This is a genomic window from Burkholderiales bacterium (assembly GCA_023511995.1).
Lineage (GTDB): Bacteria > Pseudomonadota > Gammaproteobacteria > Burkholderiales > Thiobacteraceae > Thiobacter.
Window position 1 is genome coordinate 20,229 of sequence record JAIMAL010000016.1, and the last position, 25,431, is coordinate 45,659.

Here is a 25,431-nt window from a genome sequence, read left to right on the forward strand (position 1 = left end):
TAGCAGATGCCGTCCGCGCCAAAGCAGGCCACCCTTTGGAATCGCCGGTGTCGTGTCGGCCTCGCCACTGCGAAGCGGAAAGCTCGGGTGGAGAGAGACTCGAGGCTGACATGCCGCACACGCGGCGAAAATCGGGCAACGACGTTGTACAACGATACCTAATCCTGCTCGCTGCCCTGGCGCGGCAGGGCGTGCGCTTCAAGGCTTGCCGCATCAGCATGCGCGCCTACGGCTAGAGGGATGCCGATTTCCCGCTGGAGGTGGAGTTCGTGCCCGCCGGTGCGCCGGAGATGATCCGGCTGCAACTAAAGGGTTACCGCTACTGGCGCCCCTGAGGTTTCTATCCCGCGCAGCAGGACAACTGGCTCACGTCTTTGGTGAAAGTCTGCGCGCAGAGTTTGAGCCCTTCTACCATGGTGAGGTAGGGGAAGAGCTGGGCGGCGAGTGCTTGCACCGTCATGCGGTTTTTGATGGCCAGCGCCGCGGTCTGGATGATTTCGCCACCTTCCGCCGCCAGCACCTGTGCGCCCAGCAGGCGTCCGCTGGCTTTCTCCGCCACCAGTTTGATGAAGCCACGGGTGTCGAAATTGGCGAGCGCCCGGGGCACGTTGTCCAGCGTCAGGGTGCGGCTGTCGGTTTCCACGCCAAGCCGTTTCGCCTCTTCTTCGGAAAGACCCACGGTGGCCACTTGGGGATCGGTGAAGACCACTGCTGGCACCACGGAAAGATCCAGTGCCACATCGCCGCCGGTCATGTTGATGGCAGCATGGGTGCCGGCGGCTGCCGCCACGTACACGAACTGAGGCGAGTTGGTGCAATCGCCCGCCGCATAGATGTGGGGCACCGAGGTGCGCAGGTGGTCGTCCACGACGATGGCGCCGCTGGCATCCACGGCAACACCGGCGCGCTCCAAGGCGAGTCCGGCGGTATTGGGTGTGCGACCGGTGGCAACGAGCAACCGGTCGCCGCGGGTGGCGCCTAGGCCGGTTTTCAGTAAGAACGATTGGCCGTCGAAAGCCACGGCCGTGACCGGGGTGTCCGTCAACACGGTCATGCCTTCCTCGATCAGTGCCGCCTTGAGGCCTTCGCCGAGGGCCGGATCCTCCTTCGGGAGCAGCCTACCCCGGGCAATCAGAGTGACCCGGGAGCCCAGGCGCAGGTAGGCCTGGGCGAGTTCCAGGGCCACCACCGAGCCCCCCAGCACGAGGAGGTGGGCTGGCATTTCCTCCGCCAGCAGCGCCTCGGTGGAGGTCCAGAAGGGCGTGCCGGCGAGCCCAGGCAGCGGTGGTATGTGGGGCAGGCGTCCGGTGGCAATGAGGATGCGGTCCGGTGTCAGGCGCAAGCTATTGCCGTCTGGCTGCGTTACGAGAAGAGTGTGGGCATCTTCGAAGCGCGCAAAGCCGCGCAAAAGTCGGATGCCGGGATGAGTTTCAAGCAGGCTTTCGTATTTGGCATGGCGTAATTCCGCCACCCGTGCCTGCTGCTGGGCGAGGAGGGAGCGGCGGTCCACGGCCAGCGCCTGCCGACCAAGCCCAGTGAAGGGGTGCCGCGCAGCAAGATGGGCGAGGTGGGCGGTGCGGATGAAAATCTTCGACGGCACGCAACCCACGTTGACGCAGGTGCCGCCCAGGGTGGCCGCCTCGATGAGGGTCACCGCCGCGCCGGCCTCGACGGCGCGGAGGGCGGCGGCAAAGGCTGCCGAGCCACTGCCGATGATGGCCACGGAAAGCCCCGGCGCTTTCGCCGGGCCAGGGTTTTCCATTGCCTCGGCGCGGTAGCCCCTGGCGCGGACGGCATCGAGGAGGGCGTCGACGGGCGTGTCTGGCTCCGCTTCCACCCGGGCCGTGGCCGCGGCATAGGAGACCTCGGCGTGGCGCACCCCCGTCACCGACAACAGCGCCTCTTTTACCGTGTCGGCACAGTGCCCACAGGTCATGCCGTGGATGGCCAAGGTGTGCACCTTCATTTCGCTGCCCCGCTTTTCACCGTGGATTCATAGCCCGCCTCGAAGGTGGCGTCTTCCAGGGCCTTGATGCTGGTTTTGGCGTCGTCGAAGGTGACTACGGCCTCCTTCTTTGCGAAGGAGACTTCCACCTTGGTCACGCCTGGCACTTTCTGCAGGGCTTTTTTGACGGTAATGGGACAAACTTCGCAATACATGCCCGGCACAGAAAGAACGACGGTGCGCATGGCGGCAAAAGCGCTTCCCGCAAGGCCGAAGGCGAGCATGAGCAAGAGGATGAGTTTTTTCAGCATAAGGACTCCTTTCAGTAAAAGAGGGGCGCAAGGTAAGGGAAGACGAAAGCAAAGAGCACAAGGAGGGCCACGAGCCAGAAGAGCGCCTTGTACAGGCGGCTCACACGCGGGCTTGCGCATACCGCGCCGGGGGTGCAGGCAGCAGGGGAGTAGAGCCTGCGCCAGGCGAAATAGAGGGCAGCCGCGGCGGCGGCGAGGAAGAAGGGGCGGAAGGGCTCGAGGCGGGCAAGACTCCCCACCCAGGCGCCTCCCACGCCGAGCAGCACCAGCACCAGTGGGCCGATACAGCAGAGGGAGGCGCCAAGGGCGGCGAGCACGCCCCCGATGAGGGGCAGTCTGGGGCTACGGGTACGCGTCATGGTCTGGGCTCCAATCATCGAGACGCGGCCAGTATGGACCCTGTACTGCGGTACGGAGTCAAGGGGTGGAAGTGGACAGGCCGCGAGGGTGGCACGCAGCCGGGCACTGGGGTAGGATGCGGGGCTTGGCCTCGGCCCCCCATGCGTCGCCTCGATTTCCCCCTTTCCCTGCCTGCCCGCCCGCCCCTCACCTGGGGCGATGCGGTGGTGCTCGCGGCCATCGGCGCCGTCGTCTGGCTTGGTGCGCGTCTGGCCTTCCATGCGCCGGCGGTGGTGAAGGGACCGGAGATTTCTCTCGCCGCCTCGGCCCTGCCCTGGTATGCGGCACTGTCTTTTCTGCGGATGCTGGCGGCCTATGGGTTGTCTCTGCTCTTTGCCGTCAGTTATGGGCTTTACGCGGCCCACAACCGGCGGGCGGAGCGGGTTCTGCTGCCGCTCCTCGACGTCCTGCAGAGCGTGCCCATCCTCTCCTTTTTGCCGGTGGTGCTCCTTTCCCTTACCGTGATCCTTCCCACGGGGGTGGCGGTGGAGCTCGCCTCCATCGTGCTCATCTTCACTTCCCAGGCCTGGCACCTCGCCTTCAGCACTTACCAGTCGGCGCGCACCGTGCCGCGGGAACTCTTGGAGGCGGCGGCGGTGTTCCGTTTCGGCGGCTGGTTCCGCTTCAAATACGTGGAGCTACCGTTTGCCGCGCTGGGCCTCATCTGGAACAGCATCATGAGCTTTGCGGGTGGCTGGTTTTTCCTCATGGCGGCGGAGATGTTCACTGTGGGCAGCCGCGATTTCCGCCTGCCGGGCCTGGGCAGCTATCTGCAAACGGCGGCCCACCAAGGCGATACCCATGCGCTCGTTTTGGGCGTGGGCACCTTGATTGGCCTCATCGTCGCCCTCGACCAGCTTTTGTGGCGGCCCCTGCTGGCCTGGGCGGAACGCTTCAAGCTGGAAACGGTGGAAGGGGCAAACCACGTGAGCTCGTGGCTAAGGGATGTCCTCGCCCGTTCACTCCTCGTGGAGCGTTTCATCAGCCAAGCCTGGCAGCCGCTCATGGAGCGTCTGGATCGCCGCTGGCAGGATCCCACTGCGACCGTGCACTTTGGCGAGACAACGGCGCGGGGAAGTTTCACGCGACGCGTCCTGTGGGGCGCGCTGGCCCTAGCCGTAGGCTTAGGCCTGCTGCGGCTTTTCGATATGCTGTCTACCCTGCCGCTGGCAGCCTGGGCGGACATCGGCCGCGGGCTTTTAGCCACCTTCCTGCGCGTGATGGCGGCGTTACTGCTGGCGGCGGCGTGGACCTTGCCCGTCGGCGTGGCCATCGGCACGCGGCCGCGCCTTGCCGCTCTGCTGCAGCCGGTGGCGCAGGTGGCGGCCTCGGTGCCGGCGACGGCGCTGTTTCCCCTCGTGTTGCTCTTCTTCCTCCGGCTGCCCGGCGGGCTCGATGTGTCCGCCGTTCTTCTCATGATGCTGGGCAGCCAGTGGTATCTGCTGTTCAACGTGATCGCGGGCACCTCCGCCATTCCGCGGGATTTGCGCGATACCGCGGCATTGCTCGGCCTGTCCGGTTGGGGCCGTTGGCGCGTCCTTTATTTACCCGCGCTTTTTCCTTACGCCGTCACCGGCGCCATCACCGCCGTGGGAGGGGCGTGGAATGCCAGCGTCGTCGCCGAATACGTGGAATTCGCCGGCCAGACCCATGCCACGGAAGGCATCGGCGCCGTCATCGCGCGGGCCACTGAGCAGGGCGACTTTCCACTGCTCGCTGCCGCCACCCTGGTCATGGTGCTGACGGTGGTGCTCACCAACCGGCTTTTTTGGCTGCGTCTGTATCGTCTCGCCGAAGCGCGTTACCGTTTGGAGTGAATTATGGCCGCCGATGCACTCGTCCATCTCGAACACGTGGGCAAGAGCTTCGGCCACTTCCACGCCCTCCGTGATATCAATCTCACCATCGAGACCGGTGAGCTCGTCTGCCTGGTGGGGCCGTCCGGCTGCGGCAAATCGACGCTGCTGCGCATCATTGCCGGTCTCACCGCACCGAGTCACGGTGTGGTGCGTTACCGGGGCAGCCGCCTGCACGGTGTCAACCCCCATACTGCCATCGTCTTCCAGACCTTCGCCCTCTTTCCCTGGCTCACCGTCCTGGAGAACGTGGAGGTGGCGCTGAAGGCGCGCGGCGTGGACAAAGCGCGGCGCACTAGGCGCGCCCAAGAACTGGTGGACTTGGTGGGGTTGTCGGGCTTCGAGTCGGCTTATCCGCGGGAGCTTTCGGGGGGCATGCGGCAGAAGGTGGGCTTCGCCCGGGCCCTGGCCGTGGAGCCAGAGCTCCTTTGCCTGGACGAACCATTCTCCGCGCTGGATGTGCTCTCCGCGGAGTCCTTGCGCGGCGAACTTTTGGAGCTGTGGCTGGCGCAGGCAATGCCTACTCGGGCCATTCTCATGGTCACCCACAACATCGAAGAGGCGGTGGAGCTTGCCGACCGCATCGTGGTGATGGCCAAGGACCCCGGCCGGGTGCTGGGGGAAATCCACGTCGGTCTGCGTCATCCCCGCGCGCGCAAGGACGTCGCCTTCCAGGCCCTGGTGGATCGGGTGTACGCCGCCGTCACCGGCCGCACCGGCAGCGAAGCGGAAGTTCAGGGCGCCGCACCGGGGACCGGCGCGGTGCTGCGGCGGCTGCCCGATGTGCGCCTGATCGCCCTCGGCGGGCTTACAGAAAAAATCGCTGCCGAAAACGGCCGCGCCGATCTACCGCGGCTGGCGCAGGCCATCGGTGCCGACTACACTACCCTAGCGCCGCTGGTGGAGGCCGCCGAGCGGCTGGGACTGGCGCGTCTCGAGGCCGGCGACATCATCCTCACACCGCTGGGACAGGAATACGCCGAAGCCAGTATTCCCGTGCGCAAAGAGATCATCGCCGGCCGGCTGCTGCGCGTGCCCCTGATCCGCTGGATTTACGAGAGCCTGCAACAGGACGACAACCAGCGTGTCGACCGAGATTATTTCGTCGAGCGGCTGACACCGGAATTCGGCGCCGAGGCCGAACGTCAGCTCGACATCGCGGTGGACTGGGGCCGCTTTGCTGACCTCTTCGCCTACGACCACGACAGTCACGAGCTCTATCTGGAAAGTGACTGAACCGCCCCCATCTTGCGCTCATTGGGCGCAACCTGCGCCATCTTCCGTTTTCTGGCATCAAGCTGATATAATCGCGGGCTTTTCGTCCAGGCCTGTTCGGTCTGGTGGTGCAACCGATTGGATGGGGGATTGAGCCATGCAGGGGCTTCATCTGACGGCTGATCTGTATGACTGCCGCTGTGCCGACGGTCTGATGACCGACGCCGAACAACTCGCAGGACTTTGCCGCGGCCACACCGTCGCCGCCGGGCTTACTCTGGTGGACGAGAAGTGGTATGCCTTTCCACCATACAACGGCGAGCCCGGGGGCGTGACCGGGATGCTTTTGCTCGCCGAATCCCACCTTGCCGTACACACCTGGCCGGAGAAACGAGCCGTCACCCTGGACGTGTACGTGTGCAATTTCACCACCGACAATTCGGGCAAGGCGGAGACGCTGCTGCGCGAAATCGTCGCCGCTTTCGACCCGGCGCGCAGTGAAATCCACCGCCTGCAGCGGGGCAGTGAGGAGCATCCGCCGGATGAGCTCATCATCGAGCCTTTGAACGATGCCGGCGATGCCGTCTATGGCTTGCGCAGCCGCCAGCGCCTGCTCACCAAACGCAGTCCCTACCAGACCATCGAAGTCTTCGACACGCCCGCCTTTGGCCGCACCCTGCGCATCGATGGCCATTTCATGACCTCGGAGGGCGAGGAATTTTTCTACCACGAGGCCCTCGTGCATCCAGCGGCGGTGGCCCATGGTGCACCGCGCCAAGTGTTGATCATCGGCGGCGGCGATGGCGGCGCGGCCGAGGAGGTGCTCAAACATGAAAGCGTCGAGCGCGTCGTCATGGCGGAGCTGGACGCGGAAGTGGTCGCCGTGGCCCGCCAGCATCTTGCCGGCATCCATCGCGGCGTGTTTGCTGATCCGCGTCTTTCGGTGCGTATCGGCGATGGTTTCGCCTATGTGCAGGAAACCGAGGACCGCTTCGACCTGATTTTGCTCGATCTCACCGATCCCGAAACGCCCGCCGGCTCCCTCTACACCGAGGCATTCTTTCACACCGTCAAACGGGTGATGCGTCCCGGCGCTGCCGTCGTGTTGCACACCGGCACGCCCGTCTTCGAGCCGCAGCAGGTGCGCGCCATCGTGATGGCCCTGCGCCGCGTCTTTGCCGAGGTGCACTGTTTCGGCCTTTACGTTCCCCTCTATGGAGCCTATTGGGGCTTCGCGGTCGCTTCCGACCGCCTCGATCCCACCGCCGTGGAGCGGGCCGTGGTGGAAAGCCGCAGCGCCGCCCTTCCCCATCTCAACTACTACAACGCCGACGTTCACTACGCCTTGTTCGCCCTGCCCAATTTCTATCGCGAACTGGTGCGTCCTGCCGACGACATCGCCCCTCAACGCGCCACGGCGTAAAGCCACCGCACGGCAGCCTGCTGCCGTGCGGTCTCGGTGCGCCTCGAATTGTCCTGTGCAAGCGGTATAGTGCCTTGCGCTTGCGCCGGGGCTTAGGCCCGGTGTGAGAAGGTCCTGCGTCCTTGCACCAGAGCAAGGGGAACGGTCGCGGCAAAACCTAGCAGACACGCCCCAACCACGCCCACAGCTGGCGGCGGCCGGAAGTGAAATAGGGCGGCGAGGGACGGCACATAGAGCACGAAAAGCAGGAGCGCCAACGTGGCCACCGTCACCAGAAAAAGCACCCGGTTAGGGAGCCGCAGTGTAGCGAGGGAAAGGCCTCGTCTGCGGTTGACGAAGATCAGGGCGAGGTTGGCCGATACCAGCAGGGCAAAGAGGAAAGCACGGGCCTGCTCTGCATCGAGGTGGGACGCGGCCCAGAACAGCGCGATGCCGGCCACGGCCAGCACGGCGGCCCCCTGGGCGAGGGCGCGGGCGAGGGTCGCGCCGCCGAAGAGCAAAGCCTGGGGATCGCGCGGCGGACGACGCATGATGTCCTCTTCGGCGGGTTCGTTTTCGAAGGCGAGGGAACAAGCCGGGTCGATGATGAGCTCCAAGAAGGCGATATGGGCGGGATACAACACCGGTGGCAGGCCTGCCAGCACCGGCAGCAGCGCGATGCCGGCGATGGGCACGTGCACCGCCATGATGTAGGACATGGATTTCTGCAGGTTGTCGAAGATACGCCGCCCCTGGCGGATGGCATTGACGATGGAGGCGAAGTTGTCATCGAGGAGGACCAGGGATGCCGCCTCCCGCGCCACGTCGGTGCCCCGGTTGCCCATGGCGATGCCCACGTGTGCGGCCTTCAGCGCCGGCGCGTCGTTCACGCCGTCGCCGGTCATGGCCACGATTTCGCCCGCGGCGCGAAAGGCTTGAACCAGGCGCAGTTTCTGCGCCGGTGTGATACGCGCGCAGACATGCACACCAGCAAGGCGTTGGCGCAATGCCGCCTCATCGAGCCGCGCCAACTCCTCGCCGGACAGCACGTCATCGGCCGGCAATCCCGCCTTAAGGGCGATAGCGCGGGCGGTAGTGGGATAGTCGCCGGTGATCATCACCACGCGAATCCCTGCCGCGTGACATTGGGCGACGGCCTCCGGGATTTCGGCACGCAAGGGGTCTTCCAGTCCCACCAGCCCGAGAAAGCGGAAATCGAAATCGTGTTCCATGGCAGGCAGGACCTCGCCGGCAAAGCGCGCCCCTGCCACGGCCAGCACACGCCGGCCGCGTGATGCCATCGCCTCCGCCGCCTCCAACACCCTTTGCGCTTCCCCCGGCGCCAAATGGCAGAGGTCCACCACGGCCTCTGGTGCGCCCTTGACCGCCACAATATGGGCCGACTCGGTAGTACTCCGCCAGACATGGGCCATGGTGCGCAGTTGCGGATGAAGACCGTAGTCGTGCACCAGCGTCCAATCTCGGTGCAGATGTTCCGTGTCGGCCAGGAGACGTTGCCCCAGAGCATGGAAAGCCTGATCCATGGGGTCGAAGGGATCTTCTTCACTGGCGAGGATGGCGAATTCCACCAGGGGATGGAAGGATTCGGGCAGTTGCGTACAGGCCGCCACTGCGAGTCCTGCTTGCGGCTGCCACAGCTCCGCCACCTGCATGCGGTTTTCGGTGAGGGTACCGGTCTTGTCCACACACAGCACCGACACCGCGCCCAGAGTTTCGATCGCTGCCACGCGGCGCGTGAGAACCTTCTGCGCGGACAGGCGCCAGGCTCCCAGAGCGGGGAAAAGGGTCAGCACCACCGGATACTCCTCCGGCAGTAGTGCCATCGCCAGCGCAATGCCGGCGAGCACGGCGGTGAGCCACTCACCGCGCAGAAACCCATAGATGAGGGCGAGCGTGATACTCGCGGCGAGGGCAAAGAGGGCGAGGGTGCGGATGAGACGGGCGGTCTGCTGCTTTAGAGGCGAGCTTTCCCGGGTTAGACCGGCGAGAGACAGGCCGATGCGACCCATTTCACTGCGGGGGCCGGTCGCGGTGATGCGGGCAATCCCGTGGCCGGCCACCACCAGCGTCCCGGAATAGACGAAGGGCGTGTCCTCACCCCCGGGCTGCGTCGGTGACGGTTCGCCCTCGGCGGGCAGTTTGCGCACGGGCACGGCCTCGCCCGTGAGCAGTGATTCGTCCACCATGAGCCCGCTGGCCTCAATCAACACGCCGTCGGCGGGAACCCTGTCGCCTTCGCTCAATACCACCAAATCGCCGCGCACCACTTCGCGGCCGGGAATGCGCACCCGCTGCCCATCGCGGATCACCAGCGCACGCGGGCTCGACAGATCGCGCAGCCTGGTGATCGCTTGCTCGCTGCGGCCTTCCTGATAGAGGGTAAGCCCCAGAGTGACCAGCACGAAGCCGAGCAAAAACAGCGCCTCGCGCAGTTCCCCGAACAGGGAATAGAGGAAAGCGGCACCGAGCAGTAGCAGGAACATGGGCTCGGCCAGGGCCTCCACAAGGAGCCGTAAAAACCCGTGCCGCGCCTCACCCGGAAGGACATTGGGTCCCTCCTCCTGCAGGCGCCGCGCTGCTTCCGTCGCGTCGAGACCGGAAGGCGCCTTTGGCGTCGTCATCCCAGCAGGAGAGCCGGAATCAGGCAGCGCCGGAGGGTGGCGCCGGGTCGGCGAAGAGACGGCCCGTGGGGGCCGGCGGTCGTTGCGATTGAACCGTGCGCCCATGGCCCAGGGAGGGCCTTAAAGAAGCATGGGTTTGCATCCAAAAAGCGGGTGGCTGTCAAGCGATTGGGTATGTGTTCAGCTTTTTACTGAAGCTTTCAGAGAGAGCGTGTGCGCGGCATTTTCCCGGCCAGATGATCAGGAGCAGATCCGCGCCCCCCTTCTACTTCGCTAACCCTTTCTACAGTCTACCTGATCGTGTGCAAGTCGAAAGCGAGTGGCTCCCGGTCGACTCGTCCCGCGGAAGGTCGTCAGGCAGCTCAACGATCTGATGATCTGATACACGTGCATGTGCTTCACCTCGATGCTGGGGCAGTTTACACATTTCGCCCGCTTCGAGGATACGCAAGGAAGTGCATGGTCTGATCCTATTGTCACGTCGAGTCTACTGATTTCTTGATGCACTGCTAAGGTGCATCGTGCCCAGTTATTGTGCATTGGGGATGATGCGGAACCTTCGCGACTCCGCTGTCACGGTGAGAAAAGGCCAGATGGATCGCTAGCTTTCCGCTAGCCGGATTTTTTCACTTGGGTTGGAACGCATATTGCTACGCGAAAGGACAGCGAGCGACTGTTCACGGTGTGTGAAAGGAGTCTGTGATGTCTGCGTTCAAGAATCCATTCGACCCCAACCTGCGCCTGCACCGGCGCGGCTGCGCCTGCGGCCGCCATCACAGCCAGGCTGAACACGACGCCGAGGTGCGCGGAGAGGAGGCCGTCATTGGCCGCCTGGTGGAAGCCACAGTGGTGCGCGCCATGTTTCCGAAAGACGAGACAAGGCGCAATTTCATTCGCGCCGTGGGAGCGGGGACAGCGCTGGCGGCGATCTCTCATTTCTTTCCTCTGAGCGCCGCCAAGGCTCTAGCAGCCGAGGGTGGTGGCCCGATAGAAAAGAAGGATCTCAAGATTGGCTTTATTCCGATCACCTGCGCCACTCCGATCATCATGGCTGAACCCATGGGTTTTTATGCCAAGCAGGGACTCAACGTAACCCTCGTCAAGACGGCGGGCTGGGCAGTGGTGCGCGACAAGGTTATCAACAAAGAATACGACGCTTCACACATGCTCTCACCCATGCCCATTGCCATGAGCCTGGGGCTCGGTTCCAGGCCGGTCGCAATTGACGTTGCCGCGATCGAGAACATCAACGGCCAGGCCATCACTCTGCACCTCAAGCATAAAGACAAGCTGTCTCCCAGCTCGTGGAAGGGCATGAAGTTTGGGATTCCCTTCGATTATTCGATCCACAATTTGCTGTTGCGCTATTTCCTGGCAGAACATGGTCTTGATCCCGACAAGGACGTCGAGCTGCGCGTGCTGCCGCCACCCGACATGGTGGCCAACCTCCGTGCCGGAAACATAGACGGCTTCCTTGGCCCGGAACCGTTCAATCAGCGCGCGGTCTTCGAAGGTGTTGGCTTTATTCACACCTTGTCCAAGGAAATCTGGGACGGGCATCCTTGCTGCGCGTTCGGCGTGGCGGAAGGCTTCGCCAAGACCTATCCCAATACCTTTGGTGCGCTGTTCCGTGCCATTGCGCTGGCTACCCACTACGCCAGTAACAAAGCCAACCGAAGTACCATCATCCAAGCGATTGCCCCAGCCAACTACCTCAACCAGCCTGTACCAGTATTGGAGCAGGTCATGAGCGGCCGCTTTGCCGATGGTCTGGGCAATGTCAAGAACGTGCCGGATCGAGTCGACTTCGACCCCTTCCCTTGGCAGTCGATGGCGGTATGGATACTTACACAGTTAAAGCGTTGGGGATACGTCAAGGGAGATTTGGATTATCGACAGATTGCGGAAAATGTGTTTTTGGCAACGGACGCCAGAAAACGCATGATGGAACTAGGCTTGAACCCACCCAAGGAAAACTACCGTAAACACACCATTATGGGCAAGGAATTCGATCCCGCCAAACCCGAGGAATATTTGCGTTCCTTCACCTTGAGGAGGGCCTGAGCGATGATGCGATCTCTTGCTTTTCGGTCCGGACTGCTCTCCCTGGTGATTCTGACGGCTTTTCTACTGGTCTGGCATATTGCCACAGAGGCAGATCACAAGACGTCGGCCAGAGTCACTGACGAGTACGCCACTCTTATGGGGGGCAGTGCCCAAACTTCTGACATCCCTGGCCCAATGGCGGTCGGCAGGACGCTTCTGAGCAAACTATCCAGTCCCTTCTATGACAATGGTCCCAATGACAAAGGGATTGGTATTCAGCTCGCGTATTCGTTGGCTCGCGTTATCTCTGGGTTTGTGCTGGCTGCCATCGTGGCGATTCCGCTTGGGTTCGTTATTGGCATGTCGCCGGTGATGCAGGGTGCGCTGAATCCGTTCGTCCAGGTCATGAAGCCAATTTCGCCTCTGGCTTGGATGCCACTGGCACTTTATACCCTGAAGGACTCTAGTCTGTCGGCCATATTCGTGATCTTTATCTGTTCGATTTGGCCGATGTTACTCAATACCGCACATGGGGTTGCCTCTGTGAAGAAGGAATGGCTCAACGTCGCCAGAACTCTTGAAGTCAAACCCTTACGCACCGCCTGGGGAGTGATCCTCCCTGCAGCTGCCCCGACCATCGTCACTGGCATGCGCATCTCTATGGGTATAGCGTGGCTGGTGATTGTTGCTGCCGAGATGTTGATTGGGGGCACGGGTATAGGATATTTCGTCTGGAACGAATGGAACAATCTTAGCATCGTCAACGTAATTGTTGCCATATTCCTGATTGGCGTGGTAGGGCTTTGCCTGGATATCGTTTTTGGCGCTCTACTCAAGCTGGTCAGCTACACAGAATGAGGGAAAGCTTATGAGCACCCAGCCTTTTCTCAAAGTGGAGGGCTTAACCAAGATTTTCCCAGCCAGGCGGGGCGGCAAGCCCGTGGCGGCAATCAAAGAGGTGCACTTCACTATTGAGCGTGGTGAATTTGTTTGCATCATCGGCCATTCAGGCTGCGGCAAATCGACGATACTGAATATTCTTGCTGGGCTGGATGAGGCCACCGACGGCGTCGTGATCATGGACGGTCGGCAGGTATCAGGGCCCGGGTTGGACCGAGGCGTCGTATTCCAGGGGCATGCTCTCTTTCCCTGGCTTACGGTGAGGGAAAACATCGAGTTCGCCATTAAATCGCGCTGGCCAGAATGGAGCAAGGACAAGGTTCGTGCCCATTGTCAGAAATACATAGACTTGGTGCATTTGACTGGACACGAATACAAAAAGCCGGCCGAGCTCTCGGGCGGCATGAGGCAGCGGGTCGGAATTGCGCGCGCGTTTTCTATTGAACCCAAGATGTTGCTGCTGGACGAGCCTTTTGCTGCGCTCGACGCACTGACCCGCGCGATGATCCAGGATGAACTGCTGAGTATTTGCGCCAAGACCCGTCAGACTGTGTTTATGATCACTCACGACGTGGATGAGGCCATCCGGTTGGCCGACAAGGTTTTGCTGATGACCAACGGACCAGAAGCGAGGATTGCCGAGATCGTAGTCAATACCTTGCCGCGGAGTCGGACAAAACATGATGTATACAAGCACCCCCACTACTATCGCATCCGCAACCACTTGATTGATTTCCTGGTGAACCGTTCCAGGCACTCTACGATGGCTGCACAGCCCGATTACGATGGCCATAGTCCGCCAATCGTTTGCCCGGGGCTTGAGGCGGACGAGGAAGCCGACGGTGGGCGGGAGTTGGTGTACCCACCTCGGCAGACTGTACCTTCTGTATCCTAAACTCGTTGAATTGAGGAGTAATCGTTATGAATCGCGCTGACGTCACTGAAATGATTGTTGCCAACAAACTGAAGAAAGGGCTGAAGTGGAGCGAGATCGCTAAGGCAGTGGGCCAGAGCAAGGAGTGGGTCACTGCAGGGTGCTTGGGACAGATGACCTTCACCGCAGAACAAGCCAGGGTGTTGGGGGAGTTGTTGGAGCTACCTGCCGAAGCGGTAGCTTTGTTGCAGGTGGTTCCGTATAAGGGATCGCTGCCGACCACGGTGCCTACCGATCCCCTGATTTACCGGTTTTACGAGCTAATCATGGTCTACGGTACGACTATCAAGGAGTTGATCCACGAGGAGTTTGGCGACGGCATCATGAGTGCGATCGATTTCTCTATGGACATCAGCCGTGAGCCCGATCCGAAAGGGGACAGGGTCAAGATCGTGCTCAGCGGAAAGTTCCTCCCCTACAAGATGTATTGAGGCAGGATCACGGCTTGCCGGCTGTTGGCTTGGTGCACCAATTCAGAAACCCTGGCAGGCCCTTGATCCAAGAGGCCTGCCAGACGAGTGCATCACATTGGATATCGCATGCGGGGGCCTAACCGGCTAGCCGCCTCGGGGCATCTTTGGCAGATGACTGCCAAAGACACGAGCAACCGCTTAACATTCTGCCCTTTGGAGATCGCCACGGCCTGTAAGCGACTCGCGATGCGCTTTGTGTCGCATCGCAGCCTGGGCGCCACACCCCGCGCATGCACCGCCGGGGGGAGTTGAGCCCCTCAGCCGCCACGCCAAGCCCGGGCCCCCAAGAAACGGCACGAGCAGCCGCTGCAGGTGGCGGCCTCCCGACCCTCTACCGAATCCACGACCGGCTGCGCCGTGACATCGTCGCCTTCACCGCGACCCCGTCTCCCACACAGGCTTTGCTTTTGCCCACCCTCCAAGCCCGCCCCACCGCAGCTGCCCACTCGCAACACGCTGCCCACGAACAACGCCCCTCGGTTCGACAGACGATCGGCTGCTCGAGCGGGACGGCATCGAGCGTTGGAACCCAGACACCGAAGATGAACGTCCCCCAGCGCTTCGAGCACACCATCCCGGAGTCCTTGGTCGACGATCCTTTGGCGCAGCTCTTTATGGCTGTGCGCGCATCGACCCCAAACCGGCCGACTGGCTGGTCTTCTCCGAGGACGGCCCCCCACTTCCTCGACCAATTTTCCGTCCGCCTCAAAAGTCGGGCCGAGTGAGAAAGGCGCTGGACGGATACGCTTGGTGGATTATTTGCTTGGCAAGGTACAGATGGCTGCGCAGTACGGTATCAGTGACGGCTGCTGGGCGCAGACGGATGAGAAGTTGCGGTGCTATTCGCAGGATCCGTCGTCGGACAGGTGCGAAGCAAAAGACAGCATGCATCACCCAGGATGCGCCTGCCTCATTACCAGCAGGACAACGGGTCCGCGTGGCGGGGCCCTGGTATCGCACCGGAAATACCAGAACGCTGCCATGGCATTCTTAGGAAGATAAGGACCTAAGTGTGATAGCAGGGCGATGGCATAGGCGGCGAGAAGGTCCACGCGTGACCCAGGCAGAGCGGGCCGGTTGCGTAGGATTTACGCAGTGGCGCTTTGCCTCACAGCGTCGAATCGGGCATGGAATGGATGTGTTACGGCCGCACCCAGATGGGGGGACTGGCAGGCCTGTCGATGGTGATCGACCTGCTCAAGGGTGAAGAGGCCAGCCATGGTTAAAGAGAAAACCTGTGCTGAACTAATTACCCACTCAGTGAGGGGAAAGCAGCGGGTACACAAACGAGGTGTTTCGGGCAGGTCTTGTCACAAACCGAATGACTTGCGCGATCAGTCGGAAGGGCAACTACTGGAATAGGCCGGTGACACAAGCTTGTGCACAACCTTAGGAGAGAAGGGAGACACACCCTGACGAGGGCGTGATTTTATGGTGAAAGCCTGCCCTACCACCGAAACGTGAGACCGAACAGCCAGCTCGTGTTGGGAGCGCTGTCAGTCAGGCCGAAACGTAGGCCAAAATCGATATCGAAGTCCGGGGTAGGGGAGAATATCGCTCCAAGAAGGAGCGACCTGACGTAGGCCGTCTCTCCAAGCTTTGGGTTGGTCTGCTGGCTAAGGTCGCTGACGAGCCGCAAGCTGGAATTGATATGGTACTCGGCCGCGGCCGAAAGGTGGTGTAGGTGTTTGCGCTGAGGTTCAGAGTCGTAGAAGTTGCGCGTATAGCCGACGTGAAGGTGTGTGGTCCAATGGGGCATGCGATAGGTCATGACGCCGAAAATACTGGGAATGACGCGATTGGCGCTCAGTCCGTTTTCCCCGGTAGGCAGACTAAAATCCGGGCGCAAGGCGAAACTTAGTTGTGCCTCCTCGTAGAAGCGCCATTTGAGAGCGATAGCGAGGTCAGAAAAGCCTTCGGTCTGTGTTTGCGCTGAGGGACCTCCTGAAGAGTCTCGATTGCGTTGGTAAGGCAAACCAACGATCACGTCGAGCTTATCGTCAAGTCCTGCAGAGAGCGTGATCCTATACACGTCCTGCCGCATCTTGCTACCATCAGTTTTTAACCTCGCCGAGTCGTGGGCTACTTCCAGTTGGAATCTGCCCGCACCCTGGGTCGCGGTATCTTCTGTAATCAGGGGATGCGCTGCGTGTGTCTGGTTCATCGGCCCGCTCACGAGGAGCAAGGCGGTGATCAAGCAGTAGCGCTTACGAAGCGGAAAAACCATACCTCCTCTTTCACTTTAGGCGAGCATCAAGGAGCTCAAGCCAATGATAGACAGGAAGGGGGGATGCTGCGGCCAGGTGTGTAAGGCAGCCGATGTTGGCTGTTGCGATGAGCTCGGCACGTCCCGTGACGAGCGTCTTAAGTTTCTGCTGCCGAAGTTGTTCTGCTATTTTCGGCTGGAACAATTTGTACGAACCAGCCGCTCCGCAGCATGTGAAACCATAGGCCACCGGTAAGACCTTATAGCCGGTACGGCGCAGAAGAGCCTCTACAACTCCCGCCAACTTTTCTCCGTGCTGAAGGCTGCAAGGCGCCTGAAAGGTGATCCGCGTTTCCTCGCGTTGGATCACCTCGGGTGGCTGACCGGGTGCCCACTCGGCCGTAATGACCTCGGCAACGTCGCGAACCAGCGAACTCACGCGTTGTGCCTTTTCGCGGTAAGCAGGATCGTCGGCCAAGAGCTCTCCATATTCACGCAAATGCATGCCGCAGCCACTCGAGGTGACGACAATTGCCTGAGCACCAGCATTCACATGGTGCCAGAGAGAATCAATGGCTTTTCGCATAAATTGCTGGGCTTCGTCCCACATCCCCATGTGCAGGCTGATCGCGCCGCAACATCCAGACTTCGCCGGAACGAGAGAGATACCCAAGCGATCCAACACGCGCGCGGCTGCGAAGTTGATGCCAGGAGCCAGTGCGGGTTGCACGCAGCCCTGCCAAACCACCATCGTCCGCCTGTGTGACGGCTGTGGCCATGTGTGCCTTTTTGATCGTACAAGTGGAGGAATCAGCCGCTGTGCGCTCGCTGGTAATAAGGGTCTCAGCAGTTGCGCCGTGCGCAGCGCCAGTGTGAAGCGAGCGGGATACGGAACAATCGAGCGGACCAGCTGACGTAGAACTCTCTCCTTCAGGGGCCGCGGCATTTCCCTCTCGAGCAGCACACGTGCAAAATCAAGTAGACGGCCGTAACGCACACCCTGGGGGCAGCTTGCTTCGCACGAGCGGCAGCCCAGACAGCGATCCAGGTAGAAGCGCACGTCCTGGCGGAAATCCGGACTAGTCAGCCTACGTAGTTCATACGCCGGCGGAAGCAAATGCAGGGTTGGTGCTCTGTCCTCGAGGAATTGCTTGGTCAGATAGATCCGACCGCGTGGGCCGTCCCATTCATCGTTGGTCAGGCGGAACGTTGGGCAACGGACTGTGCACTGCCCACACTGTACACATGCGTCAATAAGCCGTGCCGCCTCCCGGCCAAATGGGATTTGACGAAAACGCTCAGCGGTCTCCACAAGCATGTCCAGCGCACTCCATGGCAGCAACTCCGGATCGTGCCGGAAGGGATTCTTCCTAGAGGTAACCCACAATTAAGATGGATAGCTTTTAACGGTTTGTCTAAGAATTTTTGCGGATGGCAGCTATAGGAATCCGGTATGACTGAGGCTGCTCGTCGAATCCCGAACGCTTAGTGTTGGTTTAACGAACAGATAAGGGCTTTGAGCATACCACTTTTCATGGCTTCCATGGGGCAGCGCGGCCAAGCGCTTTCGGCGCTAGAAGAGGGTTGTATGGCCAGACATAATGTGCAAGGCGGTCTCCAAGTCGTCCACACTCTTGAAGTGGTACGTGGTCAGGATCTCAGGGCTCCGACCATTGAAGCGCTCTACCAGCACGTTGGTCGGTGATGTGCGGCGCTTGGGTCAGAGGGGGCGCGATCTCGGGCGCAGCACAAGGTCGATCAAATTCGTGTTCAGCCGTCGCTTGGTGATCCTTGGAGCCAAACAGGCGGTCCGTGAACGCCGTGCCGTTTTCCCTCAGTAGCGTTTTGCTGCGCGGCGGGCAGCTCTTAGGCAGTGCGGCCCAAAAGGCACGCCCACAAGCCGCCGTCTTGTCGGCATAGAGCTTCACGAACATCCAGCGTGTTGCACGGTCGACGGCGAGAAAGAGGTGGCGGCGGTGCTCCTCTTCAGGGGTCTTAGGTAGATACTTAACGTAGAGATGCACAAAGCCCGGCTCATCGCTCTCGAACGTCTCGTGCCCCGGCTTCTCACCGACTGCAGCGGCTATGCGAGATCCCCCTTGCCGAACCAGCAGGTGGTGCAAGGGCGAGCGGCGACATGCCTTCGTGGACGAGCTCGCGCACGACGATGAAGAGATCGTCCAGAGGCAGCAACGGGGGCGCGCAGCGTGATCCCACGGCTCCCTGCGCGGGCGTGAGGGTGGTTTGCAGTGGATGCGCAGTATGCGGTCGGTCTTCGACGCTGTCGCGGCTCTTCCTGCGCCGAAGGGTGTCTGCAGAAGAAGCTAGTTCAGCCGCACCTTGCGCGACCAACAACGACGGGCTTTGCATATACGCCCGCCTCGCCGGCGGGGTCGCGGCGTTCTTATACTACAGTCCGATGTCCATGTCCCTTTGCTGGGGAGTTATCAATCAGCTCCCACATCACCTTGTGGCTGACGAATAATGCACGTCGTTTTGTCTCCATACAATCGTCCGGGACCTAACAGCTGGTCTTTGGCAGGACTCGCCAGGGACGACGGCGGCTATAAGCGGTGCTGTGCGACGAAGTCGCAGGGTACCTGCTAAGCGGGGTCTTTCCCTACACGCCCGGCAGTCCGGCATGCCAAAACAGGAGGAATTCGCAGGGCGAGGTCCCTCGCTCCACCGGGCCGTTTCAGCCGGCCGACTGCTACCGCGGGGCTAGGGGTTTTCTGTTCGTGGTCGTCTGCCGCAGTTATGCCTTGCAAAACTACGTCAAAAAATGCGCGGAGGGGATGGGGAAAGATGCTCAGGGTGCTTGGGTAAAAGAACATTGCGGACTTGAAGGCGCTCGCGCGCAGGCGTGTAAAGGCAGGATAGCTTCGTTAGGCAGGCGCGCGGAGAGCCGGGTTTGGTCGACCGGGCGGTCGGTAACGTGGTCTAGACCGCCGGGAATAGCAGCTCAACCGGCGGTTCGAAACGCCGTAGCCTGCAACTCGCAGTGTGCCGCGCAACCTTAGAGATAACGGTATCCTCGAGAAGGCCATGGCATCCTACGCAAAGGCTGTGCGTAGGGGGCCATCTATCTGTTTCGATCGGTAGGTGAAGTACGAGCCGCGGGTAACGATTCGCGCTGTCCTCTCTGTCGAGCAGCGGCCATCGAGCCTGAAAGCAGTGCGAGCCATCGGCGCTTTCCGACCGTTGGCGAGTAACTGACCCGAGTCACCTCATTCAGGAGCAGTCTTAAGGACTTGCGGCAGCCCGAGGATGATCGCTGGCTTTTGGCGGCGTGACTCCAAGGTGTCCGATGGGATGGGCAGACGGTCGGAGAGGCGACAAGGACGGCCCACTGCCTCCGAGACACCACGAAACGCCCAGTTTGACACCAGCCACGGCCGGTCTGCGGGGAGCGTCTGCTCTCCGGAACCGCGCCATGGCAGCACCGAATCGGGTATAGAGCGAGGATATGACAGACCTTGGAGGGAGTGATGGCTGGGTGGCTGGAGCGATGTAAATCGACCTGTTCCACCGCGGGGTGATCGGCCTGGGACCAGGCCATGCCTGACGGCGAATAAGTAATCGATGCGTTGACCACCTCCTGGTTTTCGACGTGAGTCGCCCCAGGGTTGATTCACCATTCGCAGCAAGGTAGTCAGGATGCAAGCTGCGCGCTCCACGCAACCCTTGACGAACGCGGGTGACCCATCGTCACAGCATGCCTGCGGGCGGCTCAATTCTAAGAACTACAGTTGCTTCCCGCAGGACATGGCGCAGAGTTGGAGCCAAGGGGGCATCGTTCTGTCGCCCAAGTGAGAGCGAGGGCACCAAAGGCGCGGCAGGCGGGGCTTTTGTACCCATCTTTCCTACACAGAAGACATATCGTGTGACGGGGTAGCTCCGGCAGCAGGCTTATGGGTTGTAAGCCATGCTGGGCGCACACGAGTGTCCGCGGCAGCACAGTTACTAAGTGCCCAAGCCGGACAAGTTCAAGAATGACACTCAGCGAGGTGACTTCCATCCGTGCCTGAGGAGAAACGCCATAGTCCATGCAGTACTGGTCGACCTGTCGACGCAGTTCGTAATCGGTGCTGAACATGACGAGGGGGTACTCCTCGAGTACATGTTTGGGCACCGGGCCACCATGCGCGGAGATGGGATGATGGGCAGCAACAGCGAGAACTAGCTGCTCAACAAACAACATGACGCTGTCGACTTCATCCGTCGTGGAATGCGCTGAGAGCGCACTGCTGAAGGCGATCCCCAGGTCGATTTCGTCGGCACCGAGTGCGGACACAATGTCGCGCTGCGGCATCTCGGTAACGCTAACGTTGATCGCAGGAAAGCGACGCGAGAACTGTTCGAGCAGCGATACCGCAAGCACATCTGTGATGGGCGTCATTCCGATCCGCAGAGAACCGCGGCTCAAGTCATCCAACTCTTGGACTGCCCGCCGTGCCAGCTCAAGCTCTCGCAGGGCGCGCCTCGCATGGTAGACATACACCTCCCCTGCCGGGGTAAGACGCGTAGCACGCCCGGAACGGTCAAGGAGTTGGACGCCGAGAAGGTCCTCTAGTTGCTTGATCTGCTGGGACAGAGAGGGCTGTGATACGTATAGCACCTCTGCAGCGCGCGTAAAGCTCCCGGTCTCCGCAATGGCCAGCAGGTAGCGCAGAGCTCTGGGGAAGGCAGGGTTTCGGTCCATAGCCAAACCCTATAAGACCCATCGGAAATTGATCTTGGTGCCTCAACAGAACCCTACTATACACTTTGATTGGGCCACGCGGAAGCGATGCCGCGTGATCGTCGAAGCAAAGGATTTTGTGTTCGCCTGCAATGGCACATTAACCGACCGTCGAGCTCCGCCCGACTTTGCCGCCTGGGCGGCGTGCTCAGGGCTGGGGTTTGGCGGGAAGACCTGATGGATGTGAACAACCAAGACGAGGAGATCAGCGATGAATCTACGACTCTACTTTAACACGCACCGCTTTGGGGCACGTCTGTTGGCCGGAGGTTTGACCGCGGGAGTGGTACCAGCTGCATTCGCCCATCACATGATGGACGGGCAGACCCCAGCGACTTTTGAACAAGGGTTACTGTCTGGCTTGGCGCATCCCGTCATCGATATCGATCATCTATTTTTCCTCGTCGTCGCGATCTTTCTGACGACCGTGCTGCGAGGCACTCACCGCTGGTTAGCGCCGCTAGCTTTTGTTGTTGCAACCATAGCAGGAACAGCTATCCATCTTGAGGCCACGAATCTGCCACTTGCAGAGGTTCTGGTGGCGACAAGCATAATTCTCGGGGCAGTCCTTGTTCTCGCGCGCTTGCACCTGCGTGCCTTGGCGTTAAGTGGGTTTTTTGCGCTGAGCGGGCTCGTGCACGGCTATGTCTATGGGGAGTCGATCGTCGGTGCTGAACCTACGCCGTTGGTTGCGTACTTGCTTGGATTTGCTTTGGTGCAATATGCAGTGATTGCCCTTGGTGCGTTCGCCATTGAGCGACTCGGGGTAGCCGCTCCCCGTGTGCAAACCTGGACTGTCCGGCTCGCTAGCGTTGCCGCGCTTGCCGTTGGCACTGTGTTTATGGCCCTTCGCGTTGCGTAAATGGGGCAGGGCGGCTCAGAGCAGATCCTACCAGAGAAGGGTCTCTCTGCCCGGTGCCCCCCTAATTCCTCCCTCGCAGCTAGCCCGCAGCCGAGGCAATTGAGGGGTAGCTCAAAGAGACAGGAGGTGCGCTTTTAACTGGGTTGCCGGAAGGGATGGATGCGTAGTCGGGTGATGGGTCTCCCCCATGCGTTTGAATAGGACAGCTGAACAGCAAGAAGCGGCCAACGAGTTTGGAGAGGGATCGCACGCTTCCTGTCCCGCCGGCGCCGCCCCTGATCTTTGGCAGGTTGGGTCGAGGAGTTCCTAAGAGGGCTAGGGCGCCCCGAGCCGAGATCTCCCAGTGCGGAGGGTAGGCTGACATGCTGTGTGAGGTGTGGTCCACCATCAAAACCATGAAAACCGCAAACAGAGCCGAGTCCGAAACAGCATCTTCGTCAAATGACCAAGGGAAAAGAGCTTTCAAGTGACTCGCTTGCCCCTGAGTCCACAAGAAAGGGCCCCATTAAGTGGGGTGACGGGGGGAGACTCTGGAAAGTGCTCGTGTGGAGGAATTGAGGTTTGGCTCGGGCGGGTGACGATAGGAAACGGGAGCGCCTGGTGGGTGATAGGGCCGCGGAGTCCGGGGTGAGGGCAGCCAAGCTAAAGGTTTGGTCGCCTACCAGGCGCGGCTGGCCAACCCAGGGGGCCATGATGAGGGACCCCTATCGCTACGTTAACGATCTCGACCCGGCAGCAGTTCAGCAGTTAATCAGGCGTCTTGAGAGTCGTGCGCAAGACCCCGTTTTCACAACATTGCTTGACAAATATCTCGGCCAGCTGAATCTGGCAGAGCAACCCTTGGTTCTGGATGTCGGATGCGGCACCGGGGCTTTTTTAAGGCGCTTGCTAAAACGCGATGACTTCACAGGACTGGGTTTTGGCATCGACCAAAGCCAAGAGTTTATCGACGCTGCGGTTCACTTCGCCAACGCTGAAGGGCTGCTAGACCGGCTGACCTTTCGCACAGGAGATGTACACCAACTTGGCTATCCTAACGCCACCTTCGATATTGTCATAGCCAATACGCTCTTGAGCCATGTCACCGACCCGATGTCTGCATTAGTGGAAATGGGGAGAGTTTTGAGACCTGGTGGAACGATGGTCATTTTTGATGGGGATTACAGTTCACTGAGTTATGCGTATCCGGACCATCACCTGGCCCAGGAAATGAATATGGCACTTGCGAATTGCACCTTTAACAACCCTGCTCTTATTCAGGATCTGCCGCGGTTGCTACCAGCATGTGGGCTCAGGGTGCTTGACGCGTGGGGTGACGCCGTCACGGAAATTGGATATGCAAGTTACTTTCGTTCTTTTGCGGAAACATTTGTCCCCTACGTAGAACAGTCGGGCATGCTGCCGACGTCAGCGGTTGCATGTTGGTATGCTTATCAAAGCCAGGCATGGGAAAAAGGCACTTTTTTTGCATCCTGTAATTATTACACCTTTTTGATTACGAGATCCTAAGGGCCTAAACGATGGGATGCACAGTCGAGCTGAACGCGGTGCGCGAGCTAACGTATCGGGCGCTTCGCCCCGGATGGTCGTTAGGTAGGCCGGCGGGCGCGGGGGTAGCTAGGCCAGGGTATTGGGAATCCCTATGACTGAGATTTTGAATCCCTATTGGATCTGAGGTAAACCTCGGTCTAAGTTACACATAAGAGTAGGACGTTTGCCGTGCGCTAGGGTTGCTGCGCGAATTCTTGGGGTGAGGAGCTTGGGCGAGCTTAGATGGCGGGGCCATCGAGGCTGTGTCGATCAATACCAGTACGATCAGTACGTCAATAGAGGAGAACAGCAATGTCAGAGACAGTAAGGCAGGAAGTCCTTAGACATCTGGACACTACACCGCTGCTTCAACCGGCGCTACATAAACAAACCCATGCACCAGCGCCCACCGAAATCGACCACACTCTCTTCCGGGCCTACACACGCACAGCACACGACATAGGCGGTGAGCCGGACATCCCTGGCCTGCCGCACGTGTTTCACGAAAAGGAAGAAGAACTGTGGGAGCTTAACACTTTCGCGACATGCGAATGTCTGGCGTGGCGGGGCGTGTGGACTGCCGAGGAGAGACGCAGAAGGCAAAACGTGGATATTGGGCAAACGGCCTACCTTGGGCTCCCCTATTATGGGCGGTGGTTGCTTGCCGCTGCGCGCATCATGATCGATAAGCAGTTCATCACCCTCACCGAGCTGCACTACAAGATCATGGAACTGAGGGAGCGTGTAGCTAGAGGTGAAGGACTGGGTGAATATCTTCCCCCTAAAAACGCATCGGAGAGCAAGTGAGCGAGAGGTGGATCCATGAGCACTAAACCACATTGGGACAGGGAACATCATGCCAAAATGGCCACGGGTATCGGCGACCCGCAATGCTTCAAGGGGATGGCCGGCCCACCAAAATTCAAAGTCGGCGATCGCGTGCGCATCAAGGATATTCCAGATCTGTTTTACACGCGAACGCAGACATATACACGGGGAGCGGTAGGGACTATTGTCAGGCTGGTCTATGAGAGCCCTGCGGCAGAAGACGAGGCCTTCGGCAACGAAGAACACGTAGAATGGTTCTACAGCATTGTCTTCAAACAGAAGGACCTGTGGCCGGAGTACCTCGATGTGTACGGTAACGATAGCGTGGAAACAGAAATTCCTGAACGTTATCTCGAACTGGCATGAGCATTGCTGTTTGATAAGGAGTCTAGGAAATGACGATGGACACTCATCCCCATGAACACGAGCACGCTCCCGCCCCAATGGTAGATGAGGTGAGCGACTTTGAAATTCTTGAAATGGCGGTACGTGAACTCGCGATCGAGAAAGGGCTTTTTTCGGCTGAGGATCACCGCGTGTGGAAAGAGTACGTACACAGCTTGGGGCCACTTCCCGCGGCGAGATTGGTGGCAAAGGCGTGGCTTGATCCCGAGTTTAAGAAGCTTGCAGTGGAAGACGGTGTCGCTGCGAGCAAGGCCGTCGGCGTGGACTGGGTTCTGACGCCTCCGACAAAATTTGGGACGCCGAGCGATTATTGCCACCTTCGCGTTTTGGAAGATACACCGAAACTCAAACACGTCGTGGTGTGTACGCTTTGCTCTTGCTACCCGCGTCCGATCTTGGGGCAATCACCAGAGTGGTATCGCACGCCAAATTATCGCCGGCGCTTGGTCAGGTGGCCTCGGCAAGTGTTGGCCGAGTTCGGTTTGCAACTTGATCCGGACGTTGAGATTCGGGTTGTGGATTCGAACCAGAAGACGCGATACATCGTTCTTCCCGTTCGGCCAGAGGGGACCGAGGGGTGGACCGAGGAGCAATTGGCGGAGATTGTGACGCGTGACTGTTTGATCGGCGTGGCCGTGCCGAAACCGGGAGTCACGACAAACGCGAAACGGCCCGTTCTCAAGGCGAGGCGGCCGGTCCATCATGACCACTAGTAGGGGGATTGTACCGGAGGGTG

The 25,431-nt window shown here is 60.3% G+C and carries 20 protein-coding genes; 12 read left to right on the forward strand and 8 right to left on the reverse strand.

All coding sequences use genetic code 11. The annotated features are described in order from the left end of the window. Window positions 1-340: 340 nt before the first annotated feature. The 3 genes from merA to merT are packed head-to-tail and all read right to left on the reverse strand — an operon-like array spanning window position 341 to window position 2,615. Window positions 341-1,960, reverse strand: a complete 1,620-nt coding sequence (gene merA / locus K6T56_09120; GenBank protein ID MCL6556505.1) for a mercury(II) reductase — start codon at window positions 1,958-1,960, stop codon at window positions 341-343. Between the two features lie 2 nt (window positions 1,961-1,962). Further along, window positions 1,963-2,256 (reverse strand): mercury resistance system periplasmic binding protein MerP, encoded by a 294-nt coding sequence (gene merP / locus K6T56_09125; protein MCL6556506.1) that lies wholly within the window; start codon window positions 2,254-2,256, stop codon window positions 1,963-1,965. Between the two features lie 11 nt (window positions 2,257-2,267). After that, a complete protein-coding gene (gene merT, locus K6T56_09130; GenBank protein ID MCL6556507.1) occupies window positions 2,268-2,615 on the reverse strand; it encodes a mercuric ion transporter MerT in 348 nt (115 codons plus the stop codon). Window positions 2,616-2,756: 141 nt separating this feature from the next. On the opposite strand from merT, the gene K6T56_09135 reads away from it, so the two are divergent. The 3 genes from K6T56_09135 (at window position 2,757) to speE (ending at window position 7,149) form a co-directional block, all read left to right on the forward strand. Continuing rightward, window positions 2,757-4,472 (forward strand): ABC transporter permease subunit, encoded by a 1,716-nt coding sequence (locus K6T56_09135; GenBank protein MCL6556508.1) that lies wholly within the window; start codon window positions 2,757-2,759, stop codon window positions 4,470-4,472. Between the two features lie 3 nt (window positions 4,473-4,475). After that, on the forward strand, window positions 4,476-5,747 hold the full coding sequence (locus tag K6T56_09140; GenBank protein MCL6556509.1) for a nitrate/sulfonate/bicarbonate ABC transporter ATP-binding protein: 1,272 nt from the start codon (window positions 4,476-4,478) through the stop codon (window positions 5,745-5,747). 136 nt (window positions 5,748-5,883) lie between these two features. Continuing rightward, window positions 5,884-7,149, forward strand: coding sequence for a polyamine aminopropyltransferase (gene speE / locus K6T56_09145; GenBank protein MCL6556510.1), 1,266 nt, complete (start codon window positions 5,884-5,886; stop codon window positions 7,147-7,149). Window positions 7,150-7,241: 92 nt separating this feature from the next. On the opposite strand, the gene K6T56_09150 is transcribed toward speE, so the two are convergent. Next, a complete protein-coding gene (locus tag K6T56_09150; GenBank protein MCL6556511.1) occupies window positions 7,242-9,770 on the reverse strand; it encodes a cation-translocating P-type ATPase in 2,529 nt (842 codons plus the stop codon). Window positions 9,771-10,472: 702 nt separating this feature from the next. Between K6T56_09150 and K6T56_09155 the strand changes: the two genes are divergently transcribed. The 4 genes from K6T56_09155 to cynS are packed head-to-tail and all read left to right on the forward strand — an operon-like array spanning window position 10,473 to window position 14,081. Beyond that, window positions 10,473-11,834, forward strand: a complete 1,362-nt coding sequence (locus K6T56_09155) for an ABC transporter substrate-binding protein (protein ID MCL6556512.1) — start codon at window positions 10,473-10,475, stop codon at window positions 11,832-11,834. Window positions 11,835-11,840: 6 nt separating this feature from the next. After that, complete coding sequence (gene ntrB, locus K6T56_09160; protein MCL6556513.1) at window positions 11,841-12,674, forward strand: nitrate ABC transporter permease; 834 nt, start codon at window positions 11,841-11,843, stop codon at window positions 12,672-12,674. 10 nt (window positions 12,675-12,684) lie between these two features. Beyond that, complete coding sequence (locus K6T56_09165; GenBank protein ID MCL6556514.1) at window positions 12,685-13,611, forward strand: ABC transporter ATP-binding protein; 927 nt, start codon at window positions 12,685-12,687, stop codon at window positions 13,609-13,611. Window positions 13,612-13,637: 26 nt separating this feature from the next. Beyond that, window positions 13,638-14,081 carry a cyanase gene (gene cynS, locus K6T56_09170; GenBank protein ID MCL6556515.1) on the forward strand — a complete coding sequence of 148 codons (444 nt, stop codon included), beginning with the start codon at window positions 13,638-13,640 and terminating at the stop codon, window positions 14,079-14,081. Between the two features lie 1,489 nt (window positions 14,082-15,570). Here the strand turns inward: cynS and K6T56_09175 are convergent. The 4 genes from K6T56_09175 to cynR all read right to left on the reverse strand — a co-directional run bounded on the left by K6T56_09175 (window position 15,571) and on the right by cynR (window position 21,031). Further along, window positions 15,571-16,350, reverse strand: coding sequence for a transporter (locus K6T56_09175; GenBank protein MCL6556516.1), 780 nt, complete (start codon window positions 16,348-16,350; stop codon window positions 15,571-15,573). A gap of 10 nt (window positions 16,351-16,360) precedes the next feature. Next, window positions 16,361-17,647: a glycolate oxidase subunit GlcF gene (gene glcF / locus K6T56_09180; GenBank protein ID MCL6556517.1), complete on the reverse strand. Its 1,287-nt coding sequence runs from the start codon at window positions 17,645-17,647 to the stop codon at window positions 16,361-16,363. Between the two features lie 340 nt (window positions 17,648-17,987). After that, the gene (locus tag K6T56_09185) at window positions 17,988-18,452 is read right to left on the reverse strand and encodes a hypothetical protein (GenBank protein MCL6556518.1); all 465 of its coding nucleotides are present in this window, start codon (window positions 18,450-18,452) and stop codon (window positions 17,988-17,990) included. 1,613 nt (window positions 18,453-20,065) lie between these two features. Then, window positions 20,066-21,031: a transcriptional regulator CynR gene (gene cynR / locus K6T56_09190; GenBank protein ID MCL6556519.1), complete on the reverse strand. Its 966-nt coding sequence runs from the start codon at window positions 21,029-21,031 to the stop codon at window positions 20,066-20,068. Window positions 21,032-21,281: 250 nt separating this feature from the next. On the opposite strand from cynR, the gene K6T56_09195 reads away from it, so the two are divergent. The 5 genes from K6T56_09195 (at window position 21,282) to scnC (ending at window position 25,408) form a co-directional block, all read left to right on the forward strand. Continuing rightward, a complete protein-coding gene (locus tag K6T56_09195) occupies window positions 21,282-21,932 on the forward strand; it encodes a HupE/UreJ family protein (GenBank protein ID MCL6556520.1) in 651 nt (216 codons plus the stop codon). 693 nt (window positions 21,933-22,625) lie between these two features. Further along, window positions 22,626-23,441: a methyltransferase domain-containing protein gene (locus tag K6T56_09200; GenBank protein ID MCL6556521.1), complete on the forward strand. Its 816-nt coding sequence runs from the start codon at window positions 22,626-22,628 to the stop codon at window positions 23,439-23,441. A 333-nt stretch (window positions 23,442-23,774) separates the two neighbouring features. Beyond that, window positions 23,775-24,269, forward strand: coding sequence for a nitrile hydratase subunit beta (locus K6T56_09205; GenBank protein ID MCL6556522.1), 495 nt, complete (start codon window positions 23,775-23,777; stop codon window positions 24,267-24,269). A 15-nt stretch (window positions 24,270-24,284) separates the two neighbouring features. Then, window positions 24,285-24,656, forward strand: coding sequence for a nitrile hydratase subunit beta (locus tag K6T56_09210; protein ID MCL6556523.1), 372 nt, complete (start codon window positions 24,285-24,287; stop codon window positions 24,654-24,656). 29 nt (window positions 24,657-24,685) lie between these two features. After that, window positions 24,686-25,408, forward strand: coding sequence for a thiocyanate hydrolase subunit gamma (gene scnC, locus K6T56_09215; protein ID MCL6556524.1), 723 nt, complete (start codon window positions 24,686-24,688; stop codon window positions 25,406-25,408). Window positions 25,409-25,431: the final 23 nt, after the last annotated feature.